Genomic DNA, 19,679 nt, shown 5'->3' with positions numbered 1-19,679 from the left:
TTCTGCAGGGAGATCTCCAGCAATGCCCCCGTTTCCTCAATAAACATAAAAAGAGGCACTCACATGCAAGCGCACACCCTGAGCGCGCAAGCGTCGTTGGTGACGCCCAGCCGCAAGCGTTTTTTCATCATGGTCCTGCTGTTCATCACCGTGGTGATCAACTACCTGGACCGCAGCAACCTCTCAATCGCCGCCCCCGCGCTGACCAGTGAGCTGGGCATCGACCCGATCCACGTCGGGCTGATTTTCTCGGCGTTCGGCTGGACCTACGCCGCCATGCAGATCCCGGGTGGCTGGCTGGTGGACCGGGTGCCCCCGCGTATTTTGTATAGCGTTGCACTATTGTTGTGGTCGGTGGCCACGGTGATGCTCGGTTTTGCCGCCAGCTTCATCGCGTTGTTCGTCCTGCGCATGGCGGTGGGGGCCTTGGAAGCACCGGCGTACCCGATCAACAGCCGCGTGGTCACCACCTGGTTTCCTGAGCGTGAGCGGGCTACGGCCATTGGTTTCTACACGTCCGGGCAGTTCGTCGGGCTGGCCTTCCTGACGCCGGTATTGGCGTGGCTGCAACATGCTTTCGGTTGGCACATGGTGTTTGTCGCCACGGGTGCGGTGGGCATTCTCTGGGCGGTGATCTGGTACGCGGTGTATCGCGAACCGCGGGATTTCAAAGGGGTCAACGCCGCCGAGATCGAACTGATCCGCGAAGGCGGCGGGTTGGTGGATATACAAGCCGATACAGCCAAGGCCAAGGCCAAGTTCAGTTGGGCGGACCTGGGGATCGTCCTGACCCAGCGCAAGTTGTGGGGCATCTACCTGGGCCAGTTCTGCTTGAATTCCACATTGTGGTTTTTTCTGACGTGGTTCCCGACCTACCTGGTGAAATATCGCGGCATGGACTTCATCAAGTCAGGCCTGCTGGCGTCGTTGCCGTTCCTCGCCGCGTTTGTCGGTGTGTTGTGTTCCGGGTTCTTCTCCGACTGGTTGATCCGTCGCGGTTCCACGGTGGGGTTTGCCCGCAAGCTGCCGATCATCGGCGGGTTGCTGATCTCTACGGCGATCATCGGCGCCAACTTTGTTGAGTCGACACCGCTGGTGATCGCTTTCCTGGCCCTGGCATTTTTCGGCAATGGCCTGGCGTCGATCACCTGGTCGCTGGTGTCGACCTTGGCGCCCGCGCGGTTGCTCGGGTTGACGGGCGGGGTGTTCAATTTCATCGGTAACCTGGCGGCCATCGCCACGCCCATCGTCATCGGTTTTCTCGCCAGCGGCGATTCGTTTGCCCCGGCCATCACCTATATCGCCGTGCTGGCGTTGATTGGTGCGCTGTCCTACATCCTGCTGGTGGGGAAGGTCGAGCGCATCGAGTTGTAGTCCGACGGGGCGGGCGACCATAATGCCGCCCGTTCCCCGTTCCCCGCTCACTGTTGAAGGCCGGATATGCAGCAAGACGATCCAAAAATCACCAAGGACGCGGCGCCCACAGGCACCCAGACACTGCTGCGTGGTCTGGGTGTGGTCCAGGCGGTCGCCAGCGGTGCCCGTGACTTGAAGGAAATCGCCCGGTTGATCGGCACCACCCGCAGCACCACCCATCGCCTGGCCAGTTGCCTGGTGGATGAGCGCTACCTGCGCGTGGTGCCGCAAGTGGGTTATCTGTTGGGGCCGAAGCTGATCGAGCTGGGTTTTCAGGCCCGGGAAGAGTTGCCGCTGGTGAGCCTGGCGGGGCCTTACCTGGACGAGTTGTCCGCGCTCACCGGTGACACGGTTCACCTGGCGATACGCGAGGGTGACGAGGTGTTGTACCTGCTGAAAAATCCGGGGCGCAATGGCCCGGAAATGCGTTCGCGCGTGGGCCATCGCATGCCGCTGGCGCGTACCGGGATCGGTAAGGCGTTGATGCTCGATGATTCTCAGGAACAATGGAAAAGGCTGTATGAAATCAGCTTGCCGGCGGGTGGGAAGAATCAGTTCTGGCCTCAGCATCAGGAGCAATCCTGGGAGCAGTTCCAGCAGCGGATGGTGGAGTATGTAGCGGGTGGTTATGCCTTCGATCTGGAAGACAATGAGCCGTCGATTCGTTGTGTGGCAGCGCCGATCCGAGATGCCGGCAAGCATATCGTCGCCGGTATCAGCATCGCCAGCACCGTACCGTATATGCCGCTGGAAAAAATGGCCGAGCTGATTCCCCTGGTCAAAGGGGTCACAGCCCGGCTGTCGGCCGAACTTGGCGCGAAGGTCTGACGAGCGTCAGGCTTTGAGCGTTGCCATGTCGATGACGAAGCGATACTTCACGTCGCCTGCGATCATGCGGCTGTAGGCCTCGTTGATCTGGCGGATGTCGAGCATTTCAATGTCGCAGCTGATGTTGTGTTCGGCGCAGAAATCCAGCACTTCCTGGGTTTCGGCAACACCACCGATCAACGAACCGGCCAGGACCCGACGGCCCATGATCAAGTTGGCCGCATGGACTGGCGGATCGATCGGCTCGACCAGGCCCACCAAGATGTGTACACCGTCGAACCGCAGGGTACTGAGGTAGGGGTTGAGGTCGTGCTGCACCGGAATGGTGTCCAGCAGGAAGTTGAAATGACCGGCGGCAGCGGCCATCTGCTCGGCGTCGGTGGACACGATCACATGGTCGGCGCCCTGGCGACGGGCCTCGTCAGCCTTGCTCGCCGAGCGGGTGAACAGCGTCACTTCTGCGCCCATGGCCTTGGCGAACTTGATGCCCATGTGGCCGAGGCCGCCCATGCCCAGCACGCCGACCTTGTCGCCGGCCTTCACGCCATAGTGCTTGAGGGGCGAGTAGGTGGTGATGCCAGCGCAGAGAATCGGCGCGGCGCCGGCCGGATCGAGGGTTTCCGGGATGCGCAGCACGAAGTGCTCGCTGACCACGATGCTGTTGGAATAACCGCCCATGGTGTGGCCGCCGCTGATGCGATCCGGGCTGGCGTAGGTCTGCGTCATGCCCTGGTAGCAGTATTGCTCCAGGTCGGCGCGACAGGCTTCGCATTCGCGGCAGGAGTCGACCATGCAGCCAACGCCTACCAGGTCGCCGATCTTATAGCGTGTGACATTCGCACCGACGGCGGTGACTTTTCCGACGATCTCATGGCCGGGCATCAACGGATAAACGGCAATACCCCATTCATTGCGGGCCTGATGGATGTCGGAATGGCAGACACCGCAGTAGAGAATGTCGATCGCCACATCGTCGGCTCGCGGGCTGCGGCGTTCGAACTTCATCGGGGCGAGGGGAGTGGTGGCCGATTGGGCGGCATATCCGATGGCAGTGTACATAATGGACCTCGCTTGGCTGTGAACGGTGAGAGGGTTCATTCTGCGAGTCCTGTCGGTTCGGGGCGATGGCAATTTCTACGGATGTCATGCCTATTCCTCCGACGTTGGCTATGGTTTGATACTGCCAGGCGTCAGACCTGCGATGATGTTTTCATCCCTTTTTTCGCGAAGTTTTTCTCATGAAGTTGACCCGCCATCTCGATGCCAACGCGGCGCTGGTTTCGCTGATCGAACCCCTGGCGACCCGTGACGGTTTTGTTCCTACGCCGCTGCCTGGCGTACAAGTCCTGCGGTGCAGCCAGGACATCGCCCGAGGTCCGCAGCTCTACGAGCCAAGCCTGGTGATCATTGCCCAAGGCAGCAAACTGGCTTACCTGGGACCTCGCACACTGGAGTACGGCGCTGGGCATTACCTGATCCAGGCGTTGCCGGTGCCGTTCGAATGCGAAACCTATGCCCTGCCCGATGCTCCGTTGCTCGGGATTTCCGTGGCGATTGATCGGGCGATGTTGGGGGAGCTGGTGCTGGCGATGGGGTTGACGCCGGGGCGAAGCCTGGCGGCGCAGACGCCGGAATCCATGACCATCGCCACGCTCGATGGTGCTATGCGAGGGTGTGTCGAACGGCTGTTGCACTGCTTGCACGATCCGTTGGAGTGTCAGGTCATGGGCCAGGCGCGACTGCGGGAATTGCTGTTCGTCGTCTTGCGCGGGCCCCAGGCCGACGTACTGCGCGCGCTGGTGGAGCAGCAAGGCCAGTTTGCCCGGATTGCCGCTGCACTGAGCCATCTGCACGCGCATTTCACCGAGCCGTTGAACGTCGAGACGCTGGCCAGTTGCGCGAACATGAGTGCTTCGACCTTCCATGAACATTTCAAACGCAGCACGCTGTTGTCACCGGTGCAGTACCTCAAGCGCCTGCGTCTGCTCAAGGCTCAGCGGTTGCTGCTGATCGAGGGTATGGGCGTGGCCCAGGTTGCGCACCAGGTGGGGTATCAGAGTTCGTCGCAGTTCAGCCGGGAGTACAAGCGTTACTTTGAGCGCAGTCCCGGGGAAGAGCGCGCCGCTTGATCCAGCGCAAATCCCCCTGTGGGAGCGGGCTTGCTCGCGAAAGCGGTTTATCTATCAGTATTTTTGGTGACTGACACGACGCCTTCGCGAGCAAGCCTGCTCCCACATTTGGACCGTGGTGGTTCTTGGAATCGCAGGCAACAAAAAGGCCCCCATGTCGGGAGCCTTGATGTTCAGCGAATCGGCTTACATGTTCGGGTAAGTCGGCCCGCCGGCGCCTTCCGGCGAAACCCAGGTGATGTTCTGTGCAGGGTCCTTGATGTCGCAGGTCTTGCAGTGAACGCAGTTCTGGGCGTTGATCTGGAAGCGTTTCTCGCCGTCTTCCTTGGTCACCACTTCGTACACCCCGGCCGGGCAATAGCGTTGGGCCGGTTCGTCATACAGCGGCAGGTTCTTGCTGATCGGGATGCTCGGATCGGTCAGTTTCAGGTGGCAGGGCTGTTCTTCTTCATGGTTGGTACCGGAGATGAATACCGAGCTGAGTTTGTCGAAGCTGAGCTTGCCGTCCGGTTTCGGGTAGTCGATCTTCTTGCAGTCAGCCGCCAGTTTCAGGCAGGCGTAGTCCGGTTTGGTGTCATGCAAGGTGAACGGCAGCTTGCCGGCGAAGATGTTCTGGTCGAGCCAGTTGAAGCCGCCGCCGATGATGGCGCCGTACTTGTGGATCGCTGGGCCGAAGTTACGACTGGCGAACAGCTCTTCATACAGCCAGCTGTTCTTGAAGCTGTCGACGTAAGCAGTCAGTTCATCACCGCCTTCGGATTCGGCGAACAGGCGATCGGCCACCGCCTCGGCGGCGAGCATGCCGGATTTCATGGCGGTGTGGCTGCCTTTGATCTTGGCGAAGTTCAGGGTGCCGAGGTCGCAACCGATCAGCGCGCCGCCCTTGAAGACCATTTTCGGCAGCGAGTTCAGGCCGCCCTTGCAGATAGCACGAGCACCGTAGCTGACGCGTTTGCCGCCTTCCAGGTACTGCTTGAGCACCGGGTGATGCTTGAGGCGCTGGAACTCGTCGAACGGCGACAGGAAAGTGTTGCTGTAGGACAGGTCGACGATCAGGCCGACCACCACCTGGTTGTTTTCCAGGTGATAAAGGAAAGAGCCCCCGGTATTTTCGGTGCCCATGATGTCCAGCGGCCAACCGGCGGTGTGCACCACCAGGCCCGGTTGATGCTTGGCCGGGTCGATTTCCCAGATTTCCTTCAGGCCGATGCCGTAGTGCTGGGCGTCGGCGTCGCTGTCCAGGTTGAAGCGCTTGATCAGTTGCTTGCCGATATGACCACGGCAGCCTTCGGCGAACAGCGTGTATTTGCCACGCAGCTCCATGCCAGGGGTGTAGAGGCCTTCCTTCGGCTTGCCTTCACGGTCCACACCGAGGTCGCCGGTAATGATCCCGCGTACGACGCCATTTTCGTCGAACAGCGCTTCCTGGGCGGCGAAGCCCGGGTAGATTTCCACGCCCAGGTTCTCGGCCTGCTGGGCCAGCCAGCGGCACAGGTTGCCCAGGGAAATAATATAGTTGCCTTCGTTGTGCATGGTCTTGGGCACAAAGAAATCAGGGATTTTGCTCGCGGTCTCGGCGTTTCTCAGGACATAAATGTCATCGCGCACGACGGGCGTGTTCAACGGTGCCCCGAGTTCTTTCCAGTCCGGGAACAGTTCGTTCAGGGCGCGGGGTTCGAATACCGCACCGGAGAGAATGTGCGCACCGACTTCGGAGCCTTTTTCGACCACGCAGACGCTGATTTCCTTACCGGCTTCGGCGGCCTTCTGTTTCAGTCGGCAAGCGGCAGACAGGCCAGCGGGGCCGGCACCGACGATGACCACGTCGAATTCCATGTATTCGCGTTCCACAGGCTATCTCCTACTCAAGGCTCAACAGTTTTTTCTAATTGGAGGTTTGGCGTTGCATCCACGATCTGCTTCGCGAAATCGACGAAAGCGGCAATGAATGACCCGCGCTTCTCTCTTAAGCGGCGCATTATATCTACACCACTCTCAGGGTCCAATACAAACGTTTGTTTGAAATAGCCGCAGGCCAGATAAATCACTGACGTACGGCTTATGACTGACCATTTTGCCGTATTGACCGGAATGGGCGTTCCGGTCAAGATACGGGCGGTTTTGCGCTCGCCGTAGGCTGACTGTTGGTTCCAAGAGCACCTCTAAAGACAGGGCGAAGGCAGCACAAAGTGACGTATTGCGTGGTTCGGACGCGCAGTTTACACGCCGCGATAATGAATGACTTGTCGGTCATCACTGACGAACGGTCTTCACTCCCGTGAGCAAGGTCATGTGTGGTTCATGCCGGCGTTTTTAGAGGTGCCCTTGCGCCCATGAGCATCAACCGCCAGGTTCGCCTAGGCGACTTTCTTTTCACCGGAGAGTAACGAGGAATCCATGAAGGTTCTTGTAGCTGTCAAACGAGTGGTCGACTATAACGTCAAGGTTCGCGTCAAGGCGGACAACTCCGGCGTCGACCTCGCCAACGTCAAGATGTCGATGAACCCTTTCTGCGAAATCGCCGTAGAAGAAGCCGTACGCCTGAAAGAAAAAGGCGTGGCGACTGAGATCGTCGTCGTCTCCATCGGCCCGACCACTGCCCAGGAGCAACTGCGTACCGCGCTGGCGCTGGGTGCTGATCGTGCCATCCTCGTCGAATCCGCCGAAGACCTGACTTCCCTGGCCGTGGCCAAGCTGCTCAAGGCTGTGGTCGACAAGGAACAGCCATCGCTTGTGATCCTCGGCAAGCAGGCCATCGACAGCGACAACAACCAGACCGGCCAGATGCTCGCGGCATTGAGCGGCTACGGTCAGGGTACGTTCGCGTCCAAGGTTGAAGTGTCCGGCGACAGCGTTGCCGTGACGCGCGAAATCGACGGCGGCGCGCAGACAGTTTCCCTGAAACTGCCGGCCATCGTCACCACCGACCTGCGTTTGAACGAGCCGCGTTATGCGTCCCTGCCAAACATCATGAAAGCCAAGAAGAAGCCGCTTGAAGTGCTGACTCCGGACGCTTTGGGCGTTTCCACCGCCTCCACCAACAAGACCCTCAAAGTCGAAGCGCCGGCTGCACGCAGCGCGGGCATCAAGGTCAAGTCGGTGGCTGAACTGGTCGAGAAACTGAAAAACGAAGCGAAGGTAATCTAATTATGACTATCTTGGTAATCGCTGAACACGACAACAAAGTGCTGGCTCCGGCCACGCTGAACACTGTTGCTGCCGCTGTCAAAATCGGTGGCGATGTCCACGTCCTGGTAGCTGGGCAGGGCGCTGGCGCCGTGGCTGAAGCGGCTGCGAAAATCGCGGGCGTGAGCAAAGTCCTGAACGCTGACAATGCCGCTTACGCGCACCAGTTGCCGGAAAACGTTGCTCCTCTCGTCGCTGAGCTGGGCAAGGGTTACAGCCACATCCTGGCTGCCGCCACGTCCAACGGCAAAAACATCCTGCCGCGCGTTGCCGCTGCGCTGGACGTCGACCAGATCTCCGAGATCATCTCGGTGGAAAGTGCCGACACCTTCAAGCGTCCGATCTATGCCGGTAACGCCATTGCTACCGTGCAGTCCAATGCTGCGGTCAAGGTCATCACCGTACGTGCTACCGGTTTCGACCCGGTTGCCGCAGAAGGTGGTTCGGCTGCCGTTGAAGCCGTAGGCGCTGCCCACGACGCCGGTATCTCCAGCTTCGTCAACGAAGAACTGGCCAAGTCCGATCGTCCGGAACTGACCGCTGCCAAGATCGTCGTTTCGGGCGGGCGTGGCATGCAGAACGGTGACAACTTCAAGCACCTGTACGCCCTGGCCGACAAGCTGGGCGCAGCCGTCGGTGCTTCCCGCGCCGCGGTCGACGCAGGTTTTGTACCCAACGACATGCAGGTCGGCCAGACCGGCAAGATCGTTGCGCCACAGCTGTACATCGCCGTCGGTATCTCCGGCGCGATCCAGCACCTGGCCGGCATGAAAGACTCCAAGGTGATCGTCGCGATCAACAAGGACGAAGAAGCGCCGATCTTCCAGGTGGCCGACTATGGCCTGGTAGCGGACTTGTTCGAAGCCATCCCTGAGCTGGAGAAGCTGGTCTAATCCGGCGTCTTCACTTATAAAGAGCCCGGCCCTTTGGCCGGGTTTTTTATTATCTGCACGTTGTTGTCACTGCAAGGGGAGCATATCGCCATGGATCTTCGCCGTTTGGCTGGCGTGTCGTTGCTGTGGGCGCTGGCCGTCGTGCCAGGTCTGTCTGTAGCCGCCGGCAAATGTGAACGCCTGATCGCCACCGGTAGCCCGGATGCGCCGCCCTACCTATGGCAAGACCCCCAGGACCCCAAGCACCTGATCGGCGCCAGCGCCGACCTGCTGGCGCAAGTGGCGACGGAGCTGGGGATCAAGATCGAATTGCTCTATGCCGGCAAGCGTGCCCAGGCACTGGACGAAGTGCGCAGCGGACGCATGGACCTGCTCGTCGACGCCGCGCTGACAACCAGCGGGCTTGAAACCCTGGACTACGTTCATCCGCCTCTGCTGGAGAACGATTACCTGGTGTGGACTCGCAAGGATTCGACACTGGTCATCACTCAGCCCGAGGACCTTCAGGGGCATCCCGGGGCATTGTCGCAAAAGGCGCGAATGACCCAGGCCTTTGGCGTGTTTGCCGAGCAGCAATTGTCCCTGACCCGTACCCCCAACCTGACTGAAGCCTTTCAGAAACTGCTGCTGGGGGAGGTGGAGTATGTCCTGGCAGGGCGTTACTCGGGCCTGGCGATGGCCCAGACATTGGGCATGGCCAATGACCTGCAGGCCGCGCCGCAACCGGTGGATGCCCCGGGGCTGTTCCTCGCGGTTTCCCATAACTCCGCCTGCAATGACCCATGGTTGCGCGGACAGCTGGCGCAAAAGATGACAGAATTGGCCGCGTCCGGCCTGACGGAGGCTGTGTTGCAGCGCAATATCGAGCGTTGGAAAACACAGTTGCAGCCACCTGTTGGTGCCCCAAAACAGTAGGGAACATTAGTGACTATTCGACCTCTTTTCGCTGCCCTGGCCGTACTGGCTCTGGCGGGTTGCGCAGCCGATCCGGCGCCGAATGAACAGATTCGCCTGACCGAACAGGCGCTGGAGCAAGCCCGCGCCGTGGGCGCCACATCCGAAGAAGTGCCCGAGTTGAAACTCGCCGAAGAAAAGTTCGCCCGTGCCAAGTCCAACATGGCCGATGAGTCGTTCAAGAAGGCCCGCATGCGCGCTGAGCAAGCCGAACTGGATGCACGCCTGGCCGAAGCGAAGGTGCTGACCCTCAAAGGCGAGGAGCACCTGAGCGTGCTTAACACCCGCATCGAGCGCTTGCGCAAACAGTTGAGAGATGACGCCCAATGAAGCAGTCCCAAGTATTTGGCGGCCTGATTCTCGCGGGTCTGGCCAGCTTGTATGGTTGTGCGGGTCAGCGCAGCGAAGTGGCGCTGGAAAAGGCGGGTGCCGACTTCCAGAAGGTCAAGGAAGACTCCAACGTATTGCGAGCCGCGCCCAAGGACGTCATCCGCGCCGGCGAATCCCTGGCCCGGGCCGATCGTTTGTCCAGCTACTGGGGCAGCAGCGAGGATGTGCTGCATTACGCCTATCTGAGCCAGCGTTACAGTGAGATTGCCCGTGAGCACAGCAATCAGGTGCTCAATGAGGAGCGCGCGGCGAAGCTCGAACTGGAACGCCAGCGCCTGCAACTGGCCCTGCGCGAGTCCAAGTTGCTGAGTGTCCAGCAACAGGGCAAGTGGCTGGAAGAGCAGATCATGGCGATGGCGACCACCGAGACCGATCGCGGCCTGGTGATGACGCTCGGTGACGTGCTGTTCGACACCGGCCAGGCGCAGTTGAAGAACTCGGCCAACCGGGTTGTGCTCAAGATCGTGCAATTCTTGCAGCTCAACCCCAAGCGTGTGGTGCGCATCGAAGGTTACACCGACAGCACCGGCGGCAAGCAGGAAAACCTCAAGCTGTCCCGTAACCGGGCCCAGGCGGTGGCGGACGTGCTGGTGGACTTGGGGATCGACGAAAAGCGCATTCAGGTCGAAGGCTACGGAGATGAGTTCCCGGTCGACGTCAACGCTTCCGAGCGTGGTCGGGCACAGAACCGTCGGGTTGAAATTGTGTTCTCCGACGAGAAAGGCCAGCTCGGCGCCGCCCGCTAAGGGTTGCGTTGCTGGAAAACCCGGCCCCTTCAGAGGCGCCGGGTTTTTTTTGCCTGCGAATCAGTGATTCATGAGTAACAGTTGGGGCTGTCACTGCCCTGTAGGGTCGAGTAATCTGGCAACTGTCCCAGTACACTTCTAAACTGTTCCGGTATTATCTGTCACAAAAATAAAATGCCCGTGTAATCGAGTGCTGCGTCATGACCAACCTCTTGCTCTATCAACGTATTGCCCAACAACTGGCTGAAGACATCCGGCGCGGTGTGTATCAGCCCGGTGAACGTGTGCCTTCGGTGCGCAAGATGAGCTCGCAGCTCAACGTCAGCCATGCGACGGTGCTGCAGGCCTACGCCAACCTTGAAGATCAGGGGCTGATCCGCGCGCGGCCGCAGTCCGGTTATTACGTGCATCAAACCCCGGCTCTGACGGCGCCGACGCCGGACATCGCGCGGGTAGAGCGTCCGGGGCTGGTCACGCGCAGCAGCATCATCCAGCAGGTGTTGGTTGAGTCGCGCCGCGAAGGGGTATTTCCCCTGGGCGCGGCGGTGCCGAGCGTCGACTACCTGCCTGTACGGGCGCTGCACCAGCAATTGGCCAAGGTCACGCGCTTCCACAGCCCGCGGGCGTTCAGTTACATGTTCAGCCCGGGCTTTGAACCCTTACGGCGTCAGGTGGCGATTCGCATGCGCGATGCCGGGGTCGTGGTGGATCCCTCCGAGGTGGTGATCACTCACGGTTGCGTGGATGCCCTGCAAATGTCCTTGCGAGTGCTGACCCGGCCAGGAGACCTGATCGCCGCCGAATCGCCGACTTACTACGGCTTGCTGCAACTGGCGGATCTGCTGGGCCTCAAGGTCATCGAGATCCCCAGCGACCCGGTCACTGGCATGAGCCTGGAAGCCCTGCAACTGGCGGCCAACCAGTGGTCGATCAAGGCGCTGGTGCTGACCACGCGCTTGAGCAACCCCCTCGGCGGGACGATGCCCGAGGAGCGGCAAAAGCAACTGTTGCGCCTGGCCTCGGATTTCGACATCCAGGTCGTTGAAGACGATATTTATGGCGAGTTGATGTTCGAGCAAGGACGCACCAAGGCGCTCAAGGCCTATGACCGGTTGGACCGGGTCATTTACTGTTCGAGTTTTTCCAAGACGTTGTCACCGGGCGTGCGCATTGGCTGGATGATTGCCGGTAAATTCCAGCAGGAAATCCAACGGCTCCAGACCTTCAGCACGCACTCGGCATGCAGCGTCACGCAGATGGGCATTGCGGCGTACCTGGAAAATGGCGGCTATGATCGGCACTTGCGTTATATCCGCCAGGAGTACCGCAAGAACCTCAGCGCCTTTCAGTTGGCCGTGCAGCAATACTTTCCCGAGGGCACCCAGATGAGCCGTCCCACCGGGGGCTTCATTCTATGGGTCAGCCTGCCGGGGCGGGTCAACACCCAGGAGTTGCATGTACGGGCGCTGCAGCAAGGTATCAGCATTGCGCCAGGGCTGATTTTCAGTAACACCGAACAGTTCAACCATTGCATCCGCCTCAATTGCGGTACGCCTTGGAACCGCGAAGCCGAACGGGCCTTGATGACGCTCGGCTTGCTGGCCACCCAACTGTGCCAGGAGACCGTCAGCGGTTACTGATCGAAACTGGGCGAACCCGACCTGATGTGCTTGTCAGCGACTGATTAACAGGCGAGCATGGGGATCTCTGCCGTAAGCGCCGTAGTGTCTATGAAAGCCATTGCTCCTGCCGCCTGGGTTTTGATCGGCCTGTTGACTGCCTTCCACTCGGAAGGTGTCGTGGCTGCGTCGGTGCAGGAGAAGCCGGCCGCCAGCGCCACTAAAAACGCGTCGAAGAAAAAACCGGCAGTGGTTAAAAAAGCCCCCGCTAAAAAAGCCGCAGCAGCGAAGAAAAAACGTGCCCCGGTCGCCTCCAAGAGCAAGTCTGCCCGCGAGGTCGCCAAGACCCGGTTACCGCCGGCCAAGCTGGATTTGAGCCTGCCTCAAGACATGGTTGAAGATCTGCAGCCTCCGGGTGCGGTGCCGTTACCCAAGCGTGAGCCTTTGTTGCCCTCCATGTTTGGGGAAAAACCGGGACCGTTTCAACTCAATGGCCGCTTGCTGAGCAATGAAATGCAATTGCCTTTGCGCAATCAAGAGCGCAATGAAGTCGAAGGTGCGGCGTTGGATTTCGAATTCAAGCAGTAATCCTCCCATCTCGTCGCTGACTGTATGGTCATCCTGGCGTAAAAGAAAAAACACACGGACGGTAATTTAAAACGAGTGTTTTAGCCGTTACTCTGTGTTCTGTTACCAATCATTACTTGTCGTGAGGATGTTGTCGTCATGAAATGCCGCGAGGGCTGTGGCGCCTGCTGCATCGCCCCTTCCATCAGTTCGCCGATTCCTGGCATGCCCCACGGCAAACCGGCGGGCGAACGTTGCGTGCAGCTGTCAGTCGATAACCTGTGCCGGATCTTTGGCCAGCCGGAGCGGCCGATAGTGTGCTCGGCGTTTGGGGCCGACATAGAGGTTTGCGGCAACAGCACTGAAGACGCCATCCGGCTGATCGGTTGGTGGGAGCAAATCACGGCAGCGTAATGGGCCAGTTCGGAACTTCGATAACAAGGAAAAAAACTATGGGTTCGCTGCATCGTATGGCTGTGTTGTGTGGTTTGACCGTGCTGCTGGCAACGGCTACCGCCCAGGCAGAAGACTGGAAAGTCGCCAAGGAAGAGGACGGCATCAAGGTTTCCCTCAGTGAGGTGGCCGGTTCCAAGTACAAGGCCTACCAAGGCGTGACCGTCATGAAAACCACCATGGCCAAGCTGCAAGCTCTTCAGGAAGATGTTTCGGCTGCCTGTGCCTGGATTCACGAATGCGAGAGCCAGGAGCTGCTCAAGCATGAAGGCGACCAGAGCTGGACCTACACCCAGTTCAACACGCCCTGGCCGGTTACCCCGCGGGACTCGGTGTTGCAAGTGACCACCGTCAAAGGTGCCGATGGCAGCCTGACCCGCAACCTCAAAGGCGTGCCAACCTACCTGCCGGAAAAAAAGGGTTTTGTACGGGTCACTCAGGTCGAAGGCTTCTGGAAATTCACGCCCAAGGACGCCGGCCAGATCGAAGTGATCTATCAGGTCCACACCGAACCAGGTGGCGATGTTCCTTCCTGGCTGGCCAACAAGTTCGTGGTGGATGCGCCGTTCAATACGTTGAAAGCCTTGAAAGAACGTGCCGAGAAATAATCGCTGGCGCTGCATGAAAAAACCGCCCATGAGGCGGTTTTTTCATGGCGGCCGTCCACCGACTGAGCGGAACGATTGCTCAACCCTCAATGTCGAGATAGAGGTAAGCCAGGCCCTGAATTGATCGAGGAGACACCGATGCAAAAGTGGGAAATCACTTTCGTTGATGATCACGGCGAAGCCATCGCCGAGCAGTTCGACTATGACCAGGAGCCCACCATGGAGCAGGCTGCGCAATTGATTCGCCAAAAGCTGCTTCCAGTACCCGCCAAGCTTGATCTCAATGACCTGGAGGGTCGCACCGAAGACCCTACGGTCAAGAGTCTCAAATCCCAGCACAGTATCGAAATCATCAGCATTACACCGATTTCATGAAGTTCACTGCCTGGCCCCGCTTGGCAGCGACCACGACTTACAGCTACTCTGCAATTGAGATCAGCGAAAGGATCGCTTAGGTCCGGTCTTGTCAGCTACATGCTTGTGTCCCGACGGTCATTTGATGCCGTATCGCTGCAGCCCAGGGGGTTGCCCGCACGGGAAGACGGAAAGTCTATCCATCGGTTTGAGGAGGACGTTTCATGAGCACAGCCTATCAAGAAGACATCAGCACCAGTGTGCTTCGCCGCATGAAAGAAGGCGGTTTCGATTTCTCACAATTCCATCCCATCGAGTTCTACGCCATTTTCCCGGATGAGGAGCGGGCGCGCAGGGCGGCAGGTCAATTTCGGGGTGAGTCATTGAATGCACAGATCAGCCCTCGGGACGACGGGGCCTGGTCATTGGAGTTGAGCCGGGTGATGTACGCCACCTACGATGACATTGGAGACTTCGAACAAAACTTCGAGGCCGTGGTGGAGCCTTTGGGTGGCATCATCGAAGGTTGGGGTGTCAAACAGGAAATACGGCGCCTGCACGCCTGATCGTTCATTCACGCAACCCGAGCAACGGCTGACCTATGTGTCGGCCGTTTTCATAGGTGTGCTCCCATAAGATCACCTCACCCACAAAGCTGACTCATGGGGTCAACGGCTGTTTACGCCCCGCCATATGCTTGAGATATCCCACCAGCAGATCGAGCTCCGCATCCGGCAGTACCGTGGCCGAGAACCCCGGCATCTTCCCTTGGGGCCAGCGCCGCAGACTTTGTGGGTCGCGGATATAGCGCTTGAGGAAATCTCCGGAAAAGTACTCGGTAGGATTGAAAGGGATGTTCAGGTCCGGGCCAAACTGCGCGTCGCCTGCGCCGTTGAGTCGATGGCAAGCCAGGCAGTTTTTCTGGAACAGTTCAAAGCCCTTATAGACCGGGTCATCCTGAGTCACCGTGGGCGCTGGCAGCAGGGCAGGGAAGCGCTCGGCTACCGCTGACAGGCGCTTGATGGTTGCCACCGCGTACGGCCATTGTTCGGGGCTGATGTGACCTGCCTGAGGGTGGGTCCAGACCAGATAGAAGGGCCCGGCGCTGCCCTTGCCTTCACCCAGCGCGGGCCAGGGTTGGGCCGGGTCTTCAATCGCCAGCCAGGCCTGAGCACCGGTGCTGTTGAGTAACGGTGCCGCGGGCAATTCGGCGGCAAATCCGTCCAGCGCCACGGCCTGGAGATGGTCGTCGGGGCGTACCCCGGTCAACAACGCGGTCAGCGGCACGGCGCGATAACTCATCGGCTTTTTGTAGGAAACGTCTTCAGCGATCTGAATCGTTCGGGCCTCAGGGTGCTGGAGCAGTTCTTCGGTCTGCCAGGTGCGGGCAGTCGTGCCCAGCTCCAGCACCAGCTGCGCGGCAAACAAGGGCGTGCTGAGCAGCAGCGCCCCGAACACAATGAGAGCTTTCACGAGGATCGTCTTCCATGTCGAAGGAGTGCCGCAAAGGTTGGCACAGCTACTGCGACTCGAACAACGAGCCAGTCACATTTTTTGGCGATACAAGCGATAGCGCTTGCCGATGATACAGGCGCCCGCGCGCAGGATTCAGCCGATCATCTTGGTGATATTCGGCACAATCAACAGCAACGTCGTGGCGAAGAGAATGAGTCCGGCTTGGCGAACTTTCGAATGTTTGAACATGGCTGACCCGCCTTTTTGTTATTTCCTGAGGCCAGCCTGCATATCTCCTGGCGGCTGGCGTTGCACTTCCTGTCCGACAAGCGCCTCGGCAAAACCCGACGACTATCTTGTACAAGGATTACATTAGGGGCCGCAGCCGCCATGGTTTAGATCCAATTCGTATTAGTTTGCTGCTATCCGCTCTTAAAATGATATGAGGCCTAGTGCCACCTTCGTGAAGGCCCTTTTGCTAGACACTTTGCTCACCTGAATCGGTTAACCCGATAGCAGGCTACCGTTCGTCTGAGCGTGGCCGTCAACGCCGTTGAGCACTGCGGTCATTGAATCTCGGGCCGCTGGGCTTATGGTTGGAACCATTGCATTGCCCAGTGGTTTGAGGATGTCATGACCGAAGCTTTGATTTTTGATGCATTACGCACCCCCCGTGGCAAGGGCAAGGCCGATGGCGCTTTGCACAGCGTCAAACCGGTGAACCTGGTGGGCGGCCTGCTCACTGCCCTGCAGCAGCGCATGGGCCTGGACACCAGTCAGGTTGACGATATCGTGCTCGGTTGCGTGACGCCGATCGGTGATCAGGGCGCCGACATCGCCAAGACCGCCGCGCTGATCGCCGACTGGGATGTCAGCGTGGCAGGCGTGCAGCTCAACCGGTTCTGTGCCTCGGGCCTGGAAGCGGTAAACCTGGCGGCCATGAAAGTGCGCTCCGGGTTCGAGGACTTGGTGGTGGCCGGCGGTGTCGAATCCATGTCGCGCGTGCCCATGGGCAGCGACGGCGGCGCTTGGGCGCTCGACCCCCAATCCAACCTGCAGGGCCACTTCACGCCTCAGGGCATCGGTGCCGACCTGATCGCCACCCTGGAGGGCTTCAGCCGCGAGGACGTCGATGCTTTCGCGCTGCACTCCCAGCAAAAGGCCGCCCGGGCCCGGGCCGACGGTTCGTTCAACAAATCCCTGGTGGCGGTGCGGGACCAGAATGGCATCGTGCTGCTGGATCACGACGAATTCATCCGTGCTGACTCGACCCTGGAGGGCCTGGGCAAGCTCAAGCCGAGTTTCGAAGCCATGGGCCAGATGGGTTTCGACGCCACGGCGCTACGGGTCTACAGCCATGTGGAACGGATCAACCATGTCCACACGCCGGGCAACAGTTCCGGCATCGTCGATGGGGCGGCGCTGATGCTGATCGGCTCCGAAGCCAAGGGGCAAGCCCTGGGGCTGCAACCGCGGGCGCGGATTGTCGCCACGGCGGTCACCAGCACCGATCCGACCATCATGCTCACCGGCCCGGCGCCAGCTACCCGCAAGGCTCTGGTCAAGGCGGGGCTGCGGGTGGAGGACATCGACCTGTTCGAAGTCAACGAAGCGTTCGCCTCAGTGGTGCTCAAGTTCATCAAGGACATGGCCATCGACCCCGCCAAGGTCAACGTCAATGGCGGCTCCATCGCCATGGGGCATCCTTTGGGGGCTACAGGCTGCGCAATCCTCGGCACTTTGCTCGATGAGCTGGAGGCGCGTCGCCTGCGCTATGGCCTGGCGACGCTGTGTGTCGGCGGCGGCATGGGCATTGCCACCGTTATTGAACGTCTCTGAGCCCCGACTTCAAGGAATACTTTTGATGAGCGATGCCATCCGCTACGAAACCGGCCCGGACCGGATTGTCGTCCTGACCCTGGACATGCCAGGCCAGAGCGCCAACACCATGAATGCGACGTACCGCGAGGCCATGGCCGCCTGCGTCGTCCGGCTGATTGCCGAAAAAGACTCGATTGCCGGAGTGATCATTACCTCGGCCAAAAAAACCTTCTTCGCTGGCGGCGACCTCAACGAATTGGTCAAGGTTGAGAAACCCCAAGCCAAGGCATTCTATGAAATGGTTCTCGGGCTCAAGGCGCAACTGCGTGCCCTGGAAACCCTGGGAAAACCGGTGGTGGCTGCGATCAATGGCGCGGCCCTGGGCGGCGGCTGGGAAATCTGCCTGGCCTGCCATCACCGTGTGGCGCTGGATCATCCGTCAGTGCAGATTGGCCTGCCGGAAGTCACCCTGGGCCTGTTGCCGGGTGGCGGCGGGGTGGTGCGGATGGTGCGCTTGCTTGGCTTGGAGAAAGCCTTGCCGTATTTGCTCGAGGGCAAGAAGGTACGCCCGCAACAGGCGCTGCAGGCCGGTCTGATCGATGAGCTGGCGGTGGATAGCGAGGACCTGCTGAACAAGTCCCGGGCCTGGATTCTGGCTAACCCGAGCGTGGTTCAGCCTTGGGACGCGAAGGGCTATCAGATTCCGGGGGGCACACCGTCGCATCCGAAAGTCGCGCAGATGCTGGCGATAGCCCCTTCGATCCTGCGCAACAAGACCCAGGGTTGCCTGCCCGCGCCGGAGAAAATTCTCTGCGCGGCGGTGGAAGGCGCCCAGGTGGATTTCGACACCGCCCACGTGATTGAAACCCGCTACTTCACCGAGCTGACCACCGGCCAGGTGGCCAAGAACCTGATTGGCACGTTCTGGTTCCAGCTCAACGAAATCAAGGCCGGCGGTTCGCGCCCCCAGGGCTTTGCACCTTATCTGACGCAAAAAGTCGCGGTGCTCGGCGCCGGCATGATGGGGGGGGGTATCGCCTACGTCAGCGCTATGGCCGGCATTGCGGTGGTGCTCAAGGACGTCAGCCTTGTTGCCGCCGAGAAAGGCAAGGCCCGTACGGCGGCGCTGCTGGATAAGAAGGTCGCCCGCAGGCAGCTCACCGCCGAGCAGCGCGAAGCCACGCTGGCGCGGATTCAAACCACTGACAGCGATGCGGACCTGGCCGGTTGCGATCTGGTCATTGAGGCGGTGTTTGAAGATCGCGCCCTGAAAGCCAGTGTCACAGCCGCTGCCCAGGCGGTAGTTGGGGTGGACGCGGTGATCGCCTCCAACACCTCGACCCTGCCCATCACCGGCCTGGCGACGGCTGTACCGGATCAGACGAAGTTCATCGGCCTGCATTTCTTCAGCCCGGTGGAAAAAATGCCCTTGGTGGAAATCATCAAGGGCGCCCGCACCAGCGACGAAACCCTGGCACGCGCTTTCGATTTCGTTCTGCAAATCAACAAGACGCCGATTGTGGTCAACGACAGTCGAGGCTTCTTCACTTCCCGGGTATTCGGCACCTTTACCAACGAAGGCATCGCCATGCTGGGGGAGGGCGTGAGCGCGCCGATGATCGAGACCGAGGCGCGCAAGGCCGGCATGCCAGTGGGGCCTCTGGCAATCTCTGACGAAGTGTCCCTCAGCCTGATGAGCCATATCCGCGCGCAAACCGCCGAGGACCTGCAAGCGGAAGGGAAAACGCCGACCGAGCACCCGGCGTTCGCCGTGATTGACTTGCTGCTCAACGAATACAAGCGGCCAGGCAAAGCAGCCGGGGCCGGTTTCTATGAATATCCGGCTGACGGGCAGAAACACCTGTGGCCGGAGCTCAAGAATCGTTTCGAGAAAGCTGACGGGCAGATTTCGCCACAGGACATCCGCGATCGCCTGCTGTTCATCCAGGCCCTGGAAACCGCGCGCTGCGTGGAGGAGGGCGTGCTCACCTCCACGGCGGACGCCAACGTCGGTTCGATTTTCGGTATCGGTTTCGCCGCCTGGACTGGCGGAGCCTTGCAGTTCATCAACCAGTACGGCCTGCTGGATTTTGTCGCCCGCGCTCAGTACCTGGCCGAGCAGTATGGCGAGCGTTTTTCACCGCCGGCCTTGTTACTGGAGAAAGCCGCCCGGCAAGAACGGTTCTGACTGGCAGGGGAAGGGGCTTGCCTTGGGACGGTGTTTCAAGGCACGCTCAGGGTGTGCAATATTCCCATCATC

Annotated in this window: 19 protein-coding genes; 16 read left to right on the top strand and 3 right to left on the bottom strand. The window is 59.9% G+C overall.

The window, feature by feature from the left end; translation table 11 throughout:
• The first annotated feature begins 63 nt into the window (after nt 1–63).
• Together BMY45_RS18265 and BMY45_RS18260 are read left to right on the top strand one after the other, a co-directional pair.
• Nucleotides 64–1,374, top strand: coding sequence for an MFS transporter (locus BMY45_RS18265; protein ID WP_092400001.1), 1,311 nt, complete (start codon nt 64–66; stop codon nt 1,372–1,374).
• 66 nt (nt 1,375–1,440) lie between these two features.
• Nucleotides 1,441–2,244 (top strand): IclR family transcriptional regulator, encoded by an 804-nt coding sequence (locus BMY45_RS18260; protein WP_092399999.1) that lies wholly within the window; start codon nt 1,441–1,443, stop codon nt 2,242–2,244.
• A gap of 6 nt (nt 2,245–2,250) precedes the next feature.
• On the opposite strand, the gene BMY45_RS18255 is transcribed toward BMY45_RS18260, so the two are convergent.
• Nucleotides 2,251–3,303 (bottom strand): NAD(P)-dependent alcohol dehydrogenase, encoded by a 1,053-nt coding sequence (locus BMY45_RS18255; protein ID WP_092399997.1) that lies wholly within the window; start codon nt 3,301–3,303, stop codon nt 2,251–2,253.
• A gap of 179 nt (nt 3,304–3,482) precedes the next feature.
• Here BMY45_RS18255 and BMY45_RS18250 point away from each other — a divergent pair, with 179 nt between their 5' ends.
• Nucleotides 3,483–4,373 carry an AraC family transcriptional regulator gene (locus tag BMY45_RS18250; RefSeq protein WP_092399995.1) on the top strand — a complete coding sequence of 297 codons (891 nt, stop codon included), beginning with the start codon at nt 3,483–3,485 and terminating at the stop codon, nt 4,371–4,373.
• 186 nt (nt 4,374–4,559) lie between these two features.
• On the opposite strand, the gene BMY45_RS18245 is transcribed toward BMY45_RS18250, so the two are convergent.
• Nucleotides 4,560–6,224 carry an electron transfer flavoprotein-ubiquinone oxidoreductase gene (locus BMY45_RS18245; protein ID WP_092399993.1) on the bottom strand — a complete coding sequence of 555 codons (1,665 nt, stop codon included), beginning with the start codon at nt 6,222–6,224 and terminating at the stop codon, nt 4,560–4,562.
• A 546-nt stretch (nt 6,225–6,770) separates the two neighbouring features.
• Between BMY45_RS18245 and BMY45_RS18240 the strand changes: the two genes are divergently transcribed.
• The 11 genes from BMY45_RS18240 (at nt 6,771) to BMY45_RS18190 (ending at nt 14,709) form a co-directional block, all read left to right on the top strand.
• Nucleotides 6,771–7,520, top strand: coding sequence for an electron transfer flavoprotein subunit beta/FixA family protein (locus tag BMY45_RS18240; RefSeq protein ID WP_014339477.1), 750 nt, complete (start codon nt 6,771–6,773; stop codon nt 7,518–7,520).
• A 2-nt stretch (nt 7,521–7,522) separates the two neighbouring features.
• Nucleotides 7,523–8,452 carry an electron transfer flavoprotein subunit alpha/FixB family protein gene (locus BMY45_RS18235; protein ID WP_092399991.1) on the top strand — a complete coding sequence of 310 codons (930 nt, stop codon included), beginning with the start codon at nt 7,523–7,525 and terminating at the stop codon, nt 8,450–8,452.
• Between the two features lie 90 nt (nt 8,453–8,542).
• Nucleotides 8,543–9,367: a substrate-binding periplasmic protein gene (locus BMY45_RS18230; protein WP_092400290.1), complete on the top strand. Its 825-nt coding sequence runs from the start codon at nt 8,543–8,545 to the stop codon at nt 9,365–9,367.
• 9 nt (nt 9,368–9,376) lie between these two features.
• Nucleotides 9,377–9,736, top strand: coding sequence for a DUF4398 domain-containing protein (locus tag BMY45_RS18225; protein ID WP_092399989.1), 360 nt, complete (start codon nt 9,377–9,379; stop codon nt 9,734–9,736).
• Nucleotides 9,733–10,542, top strand: coding sequence for an OmpA family protein (locus tag BMY45_RS18220; protein WP_092399987.1), 810 nt, complete (start codon nt 9,733–9,735; stop codon nt 10,540–10,542). Before BMY45_RS18225 ends, BMY45_RS18220 begins: the two co-directional genes overlap by 4 nt.
• A gap of 200 nt (nt 10,543–10,742) precedes the next feature.
• The gene (locus BMY45_RS18215) at nt 10,743–12,182 is read left to right on the top strand and encodes an aminotransferase-like domain-containing protein (protein ID WP_092399985.1); all 1,440 of its coding nucleotides are present in this window, start codon (nt 10,743–10,745) and stop codon (nt 12,180–12,182) included.
• Between the two features lie 90 nt (nt 12,183–12,272).
• Nucleotides 12,273–12,749, top strand: a complete 477-nt coding sequence (locus BMY45_RS18210; RefSeq protein WP_092399983.1) for a translation initiation factor 2 — start codon at nt 12,273–12,275, stop codon at nt 12,747–12,749.
• 138 nt (nt 12,750–12,887) lie between these two features.
• Nucleotides 12,888–13,142: a YkgJ family cysteine cluster protein gene (locus BMY45_RS18205; protein WP_092399981.1), complete on the top strand. Its 255-nt coding sequence runs from the start codon at nt 12,888–12,890 to the stop codon at nt 13,140–13,142.
• 38 nt (nt 13,143–13,180) lie between these two features.
• Entirely contained in the window at nt 13,181–13,789 is a 609-nt protein-coding gene (locus BMY45_RS18200) for an START domain-containing protein (RefSeq protein ID WP_092399979.1), read from the top strand.
• A gap of 138 nt (nt 13,790–13,927) precedes the next feature.
• Nucleotides 13,928–14,164: a hypothetical protein gene (locus BMY45_RS18195; RefSeq protein WP_092399977.1), complete on the top strand. Its 237-nt coding sequence runs from the start codon at nt 13,928–13,930 to the stop codon at nt 14,162–14,164.
• A 203-nt stretch (nt 14,165–14,367) separates the two neighbouring features.
• Nucleotides 14,368–14,709: a ribonuclease E inhibitor RraB gene (locus tag BMY45_RS18190; protein WP_092399975.1), complete on the top strand. Its 342-nt coding sequence runs from the start codon at nt 14,368–14,370 to the stop codon at nt 14,707–14,709.
• Between the two features lie 94 nt (nt 14,710–14,803).
• Here BMY45_RS18190 and BMY45_RS18185 read toward each other — a convergent pair whose 3' ends face one another.
• On the bottom strand, nt 14,804–15,616 hold the full coding sequence (locus BMY45_RS18185) for a c-type cytochrome (RefSeq protein WP_092399973.1): 813 nt from the start codon (nt 15,614–15,616) through the stop codon (nt 14,804–14,806).
• A 615-nt stretch (nt 15,617–16,231) separates the two neighbouring features.
• Here BMY45_RS18185 and BMY45_RS18180 point away from each other — a divergent pair.
• Both BMY45_RS18180 and BMY45_RS18175 read left to right on the top strand, forming a co-directional pair.
• Nucleotides 16,232–17,437 carry an acetyl-CoA C-acetyltransferase gene (locus BMY45_RS18180; RefSeq protein ID WP_092399971.1) on the top strand — a complete coding sequence of 402 codons (1,206 nt, stop codon included), beginning with the start codon at nt 16,232–16,234 and terminating at the stop codon, nt 17,435–17,437.
• Nucleotides 17,438–17,462: 25 nt separating this feature from the next.
• Nucleotides 17,463–19,607, top strand: a complete 2,145-nt coding sequence (locus BMY45_RS18175; protein WP_092399969.1) for a 3-hydroxyacyl-CoA dehydrogenase NAD-binding domain-containing protein — start codon at nt 17,463–17,465, stop codon at nt 19,605–19,607.
• Nucleotides 19,608–19,679 lie beyond the last annotated feature (72 nt).

The sequence above is a fragment of the Pseudomonas sp. NFACC39-1 genome, assembly GCF_900110355.1.
Lineage (GTDB): Bacteria > Pseudomonadota > Gammaproteobacteria > Pseudomonadales > Pseudomonadaceae > Aquipseudomonas > Aquipseudomonas tehranensis.
Note: the sequence above shows the minus strand (reverse complement) of the source record. Positions and strands in the feature narration are given on the sequence as shown.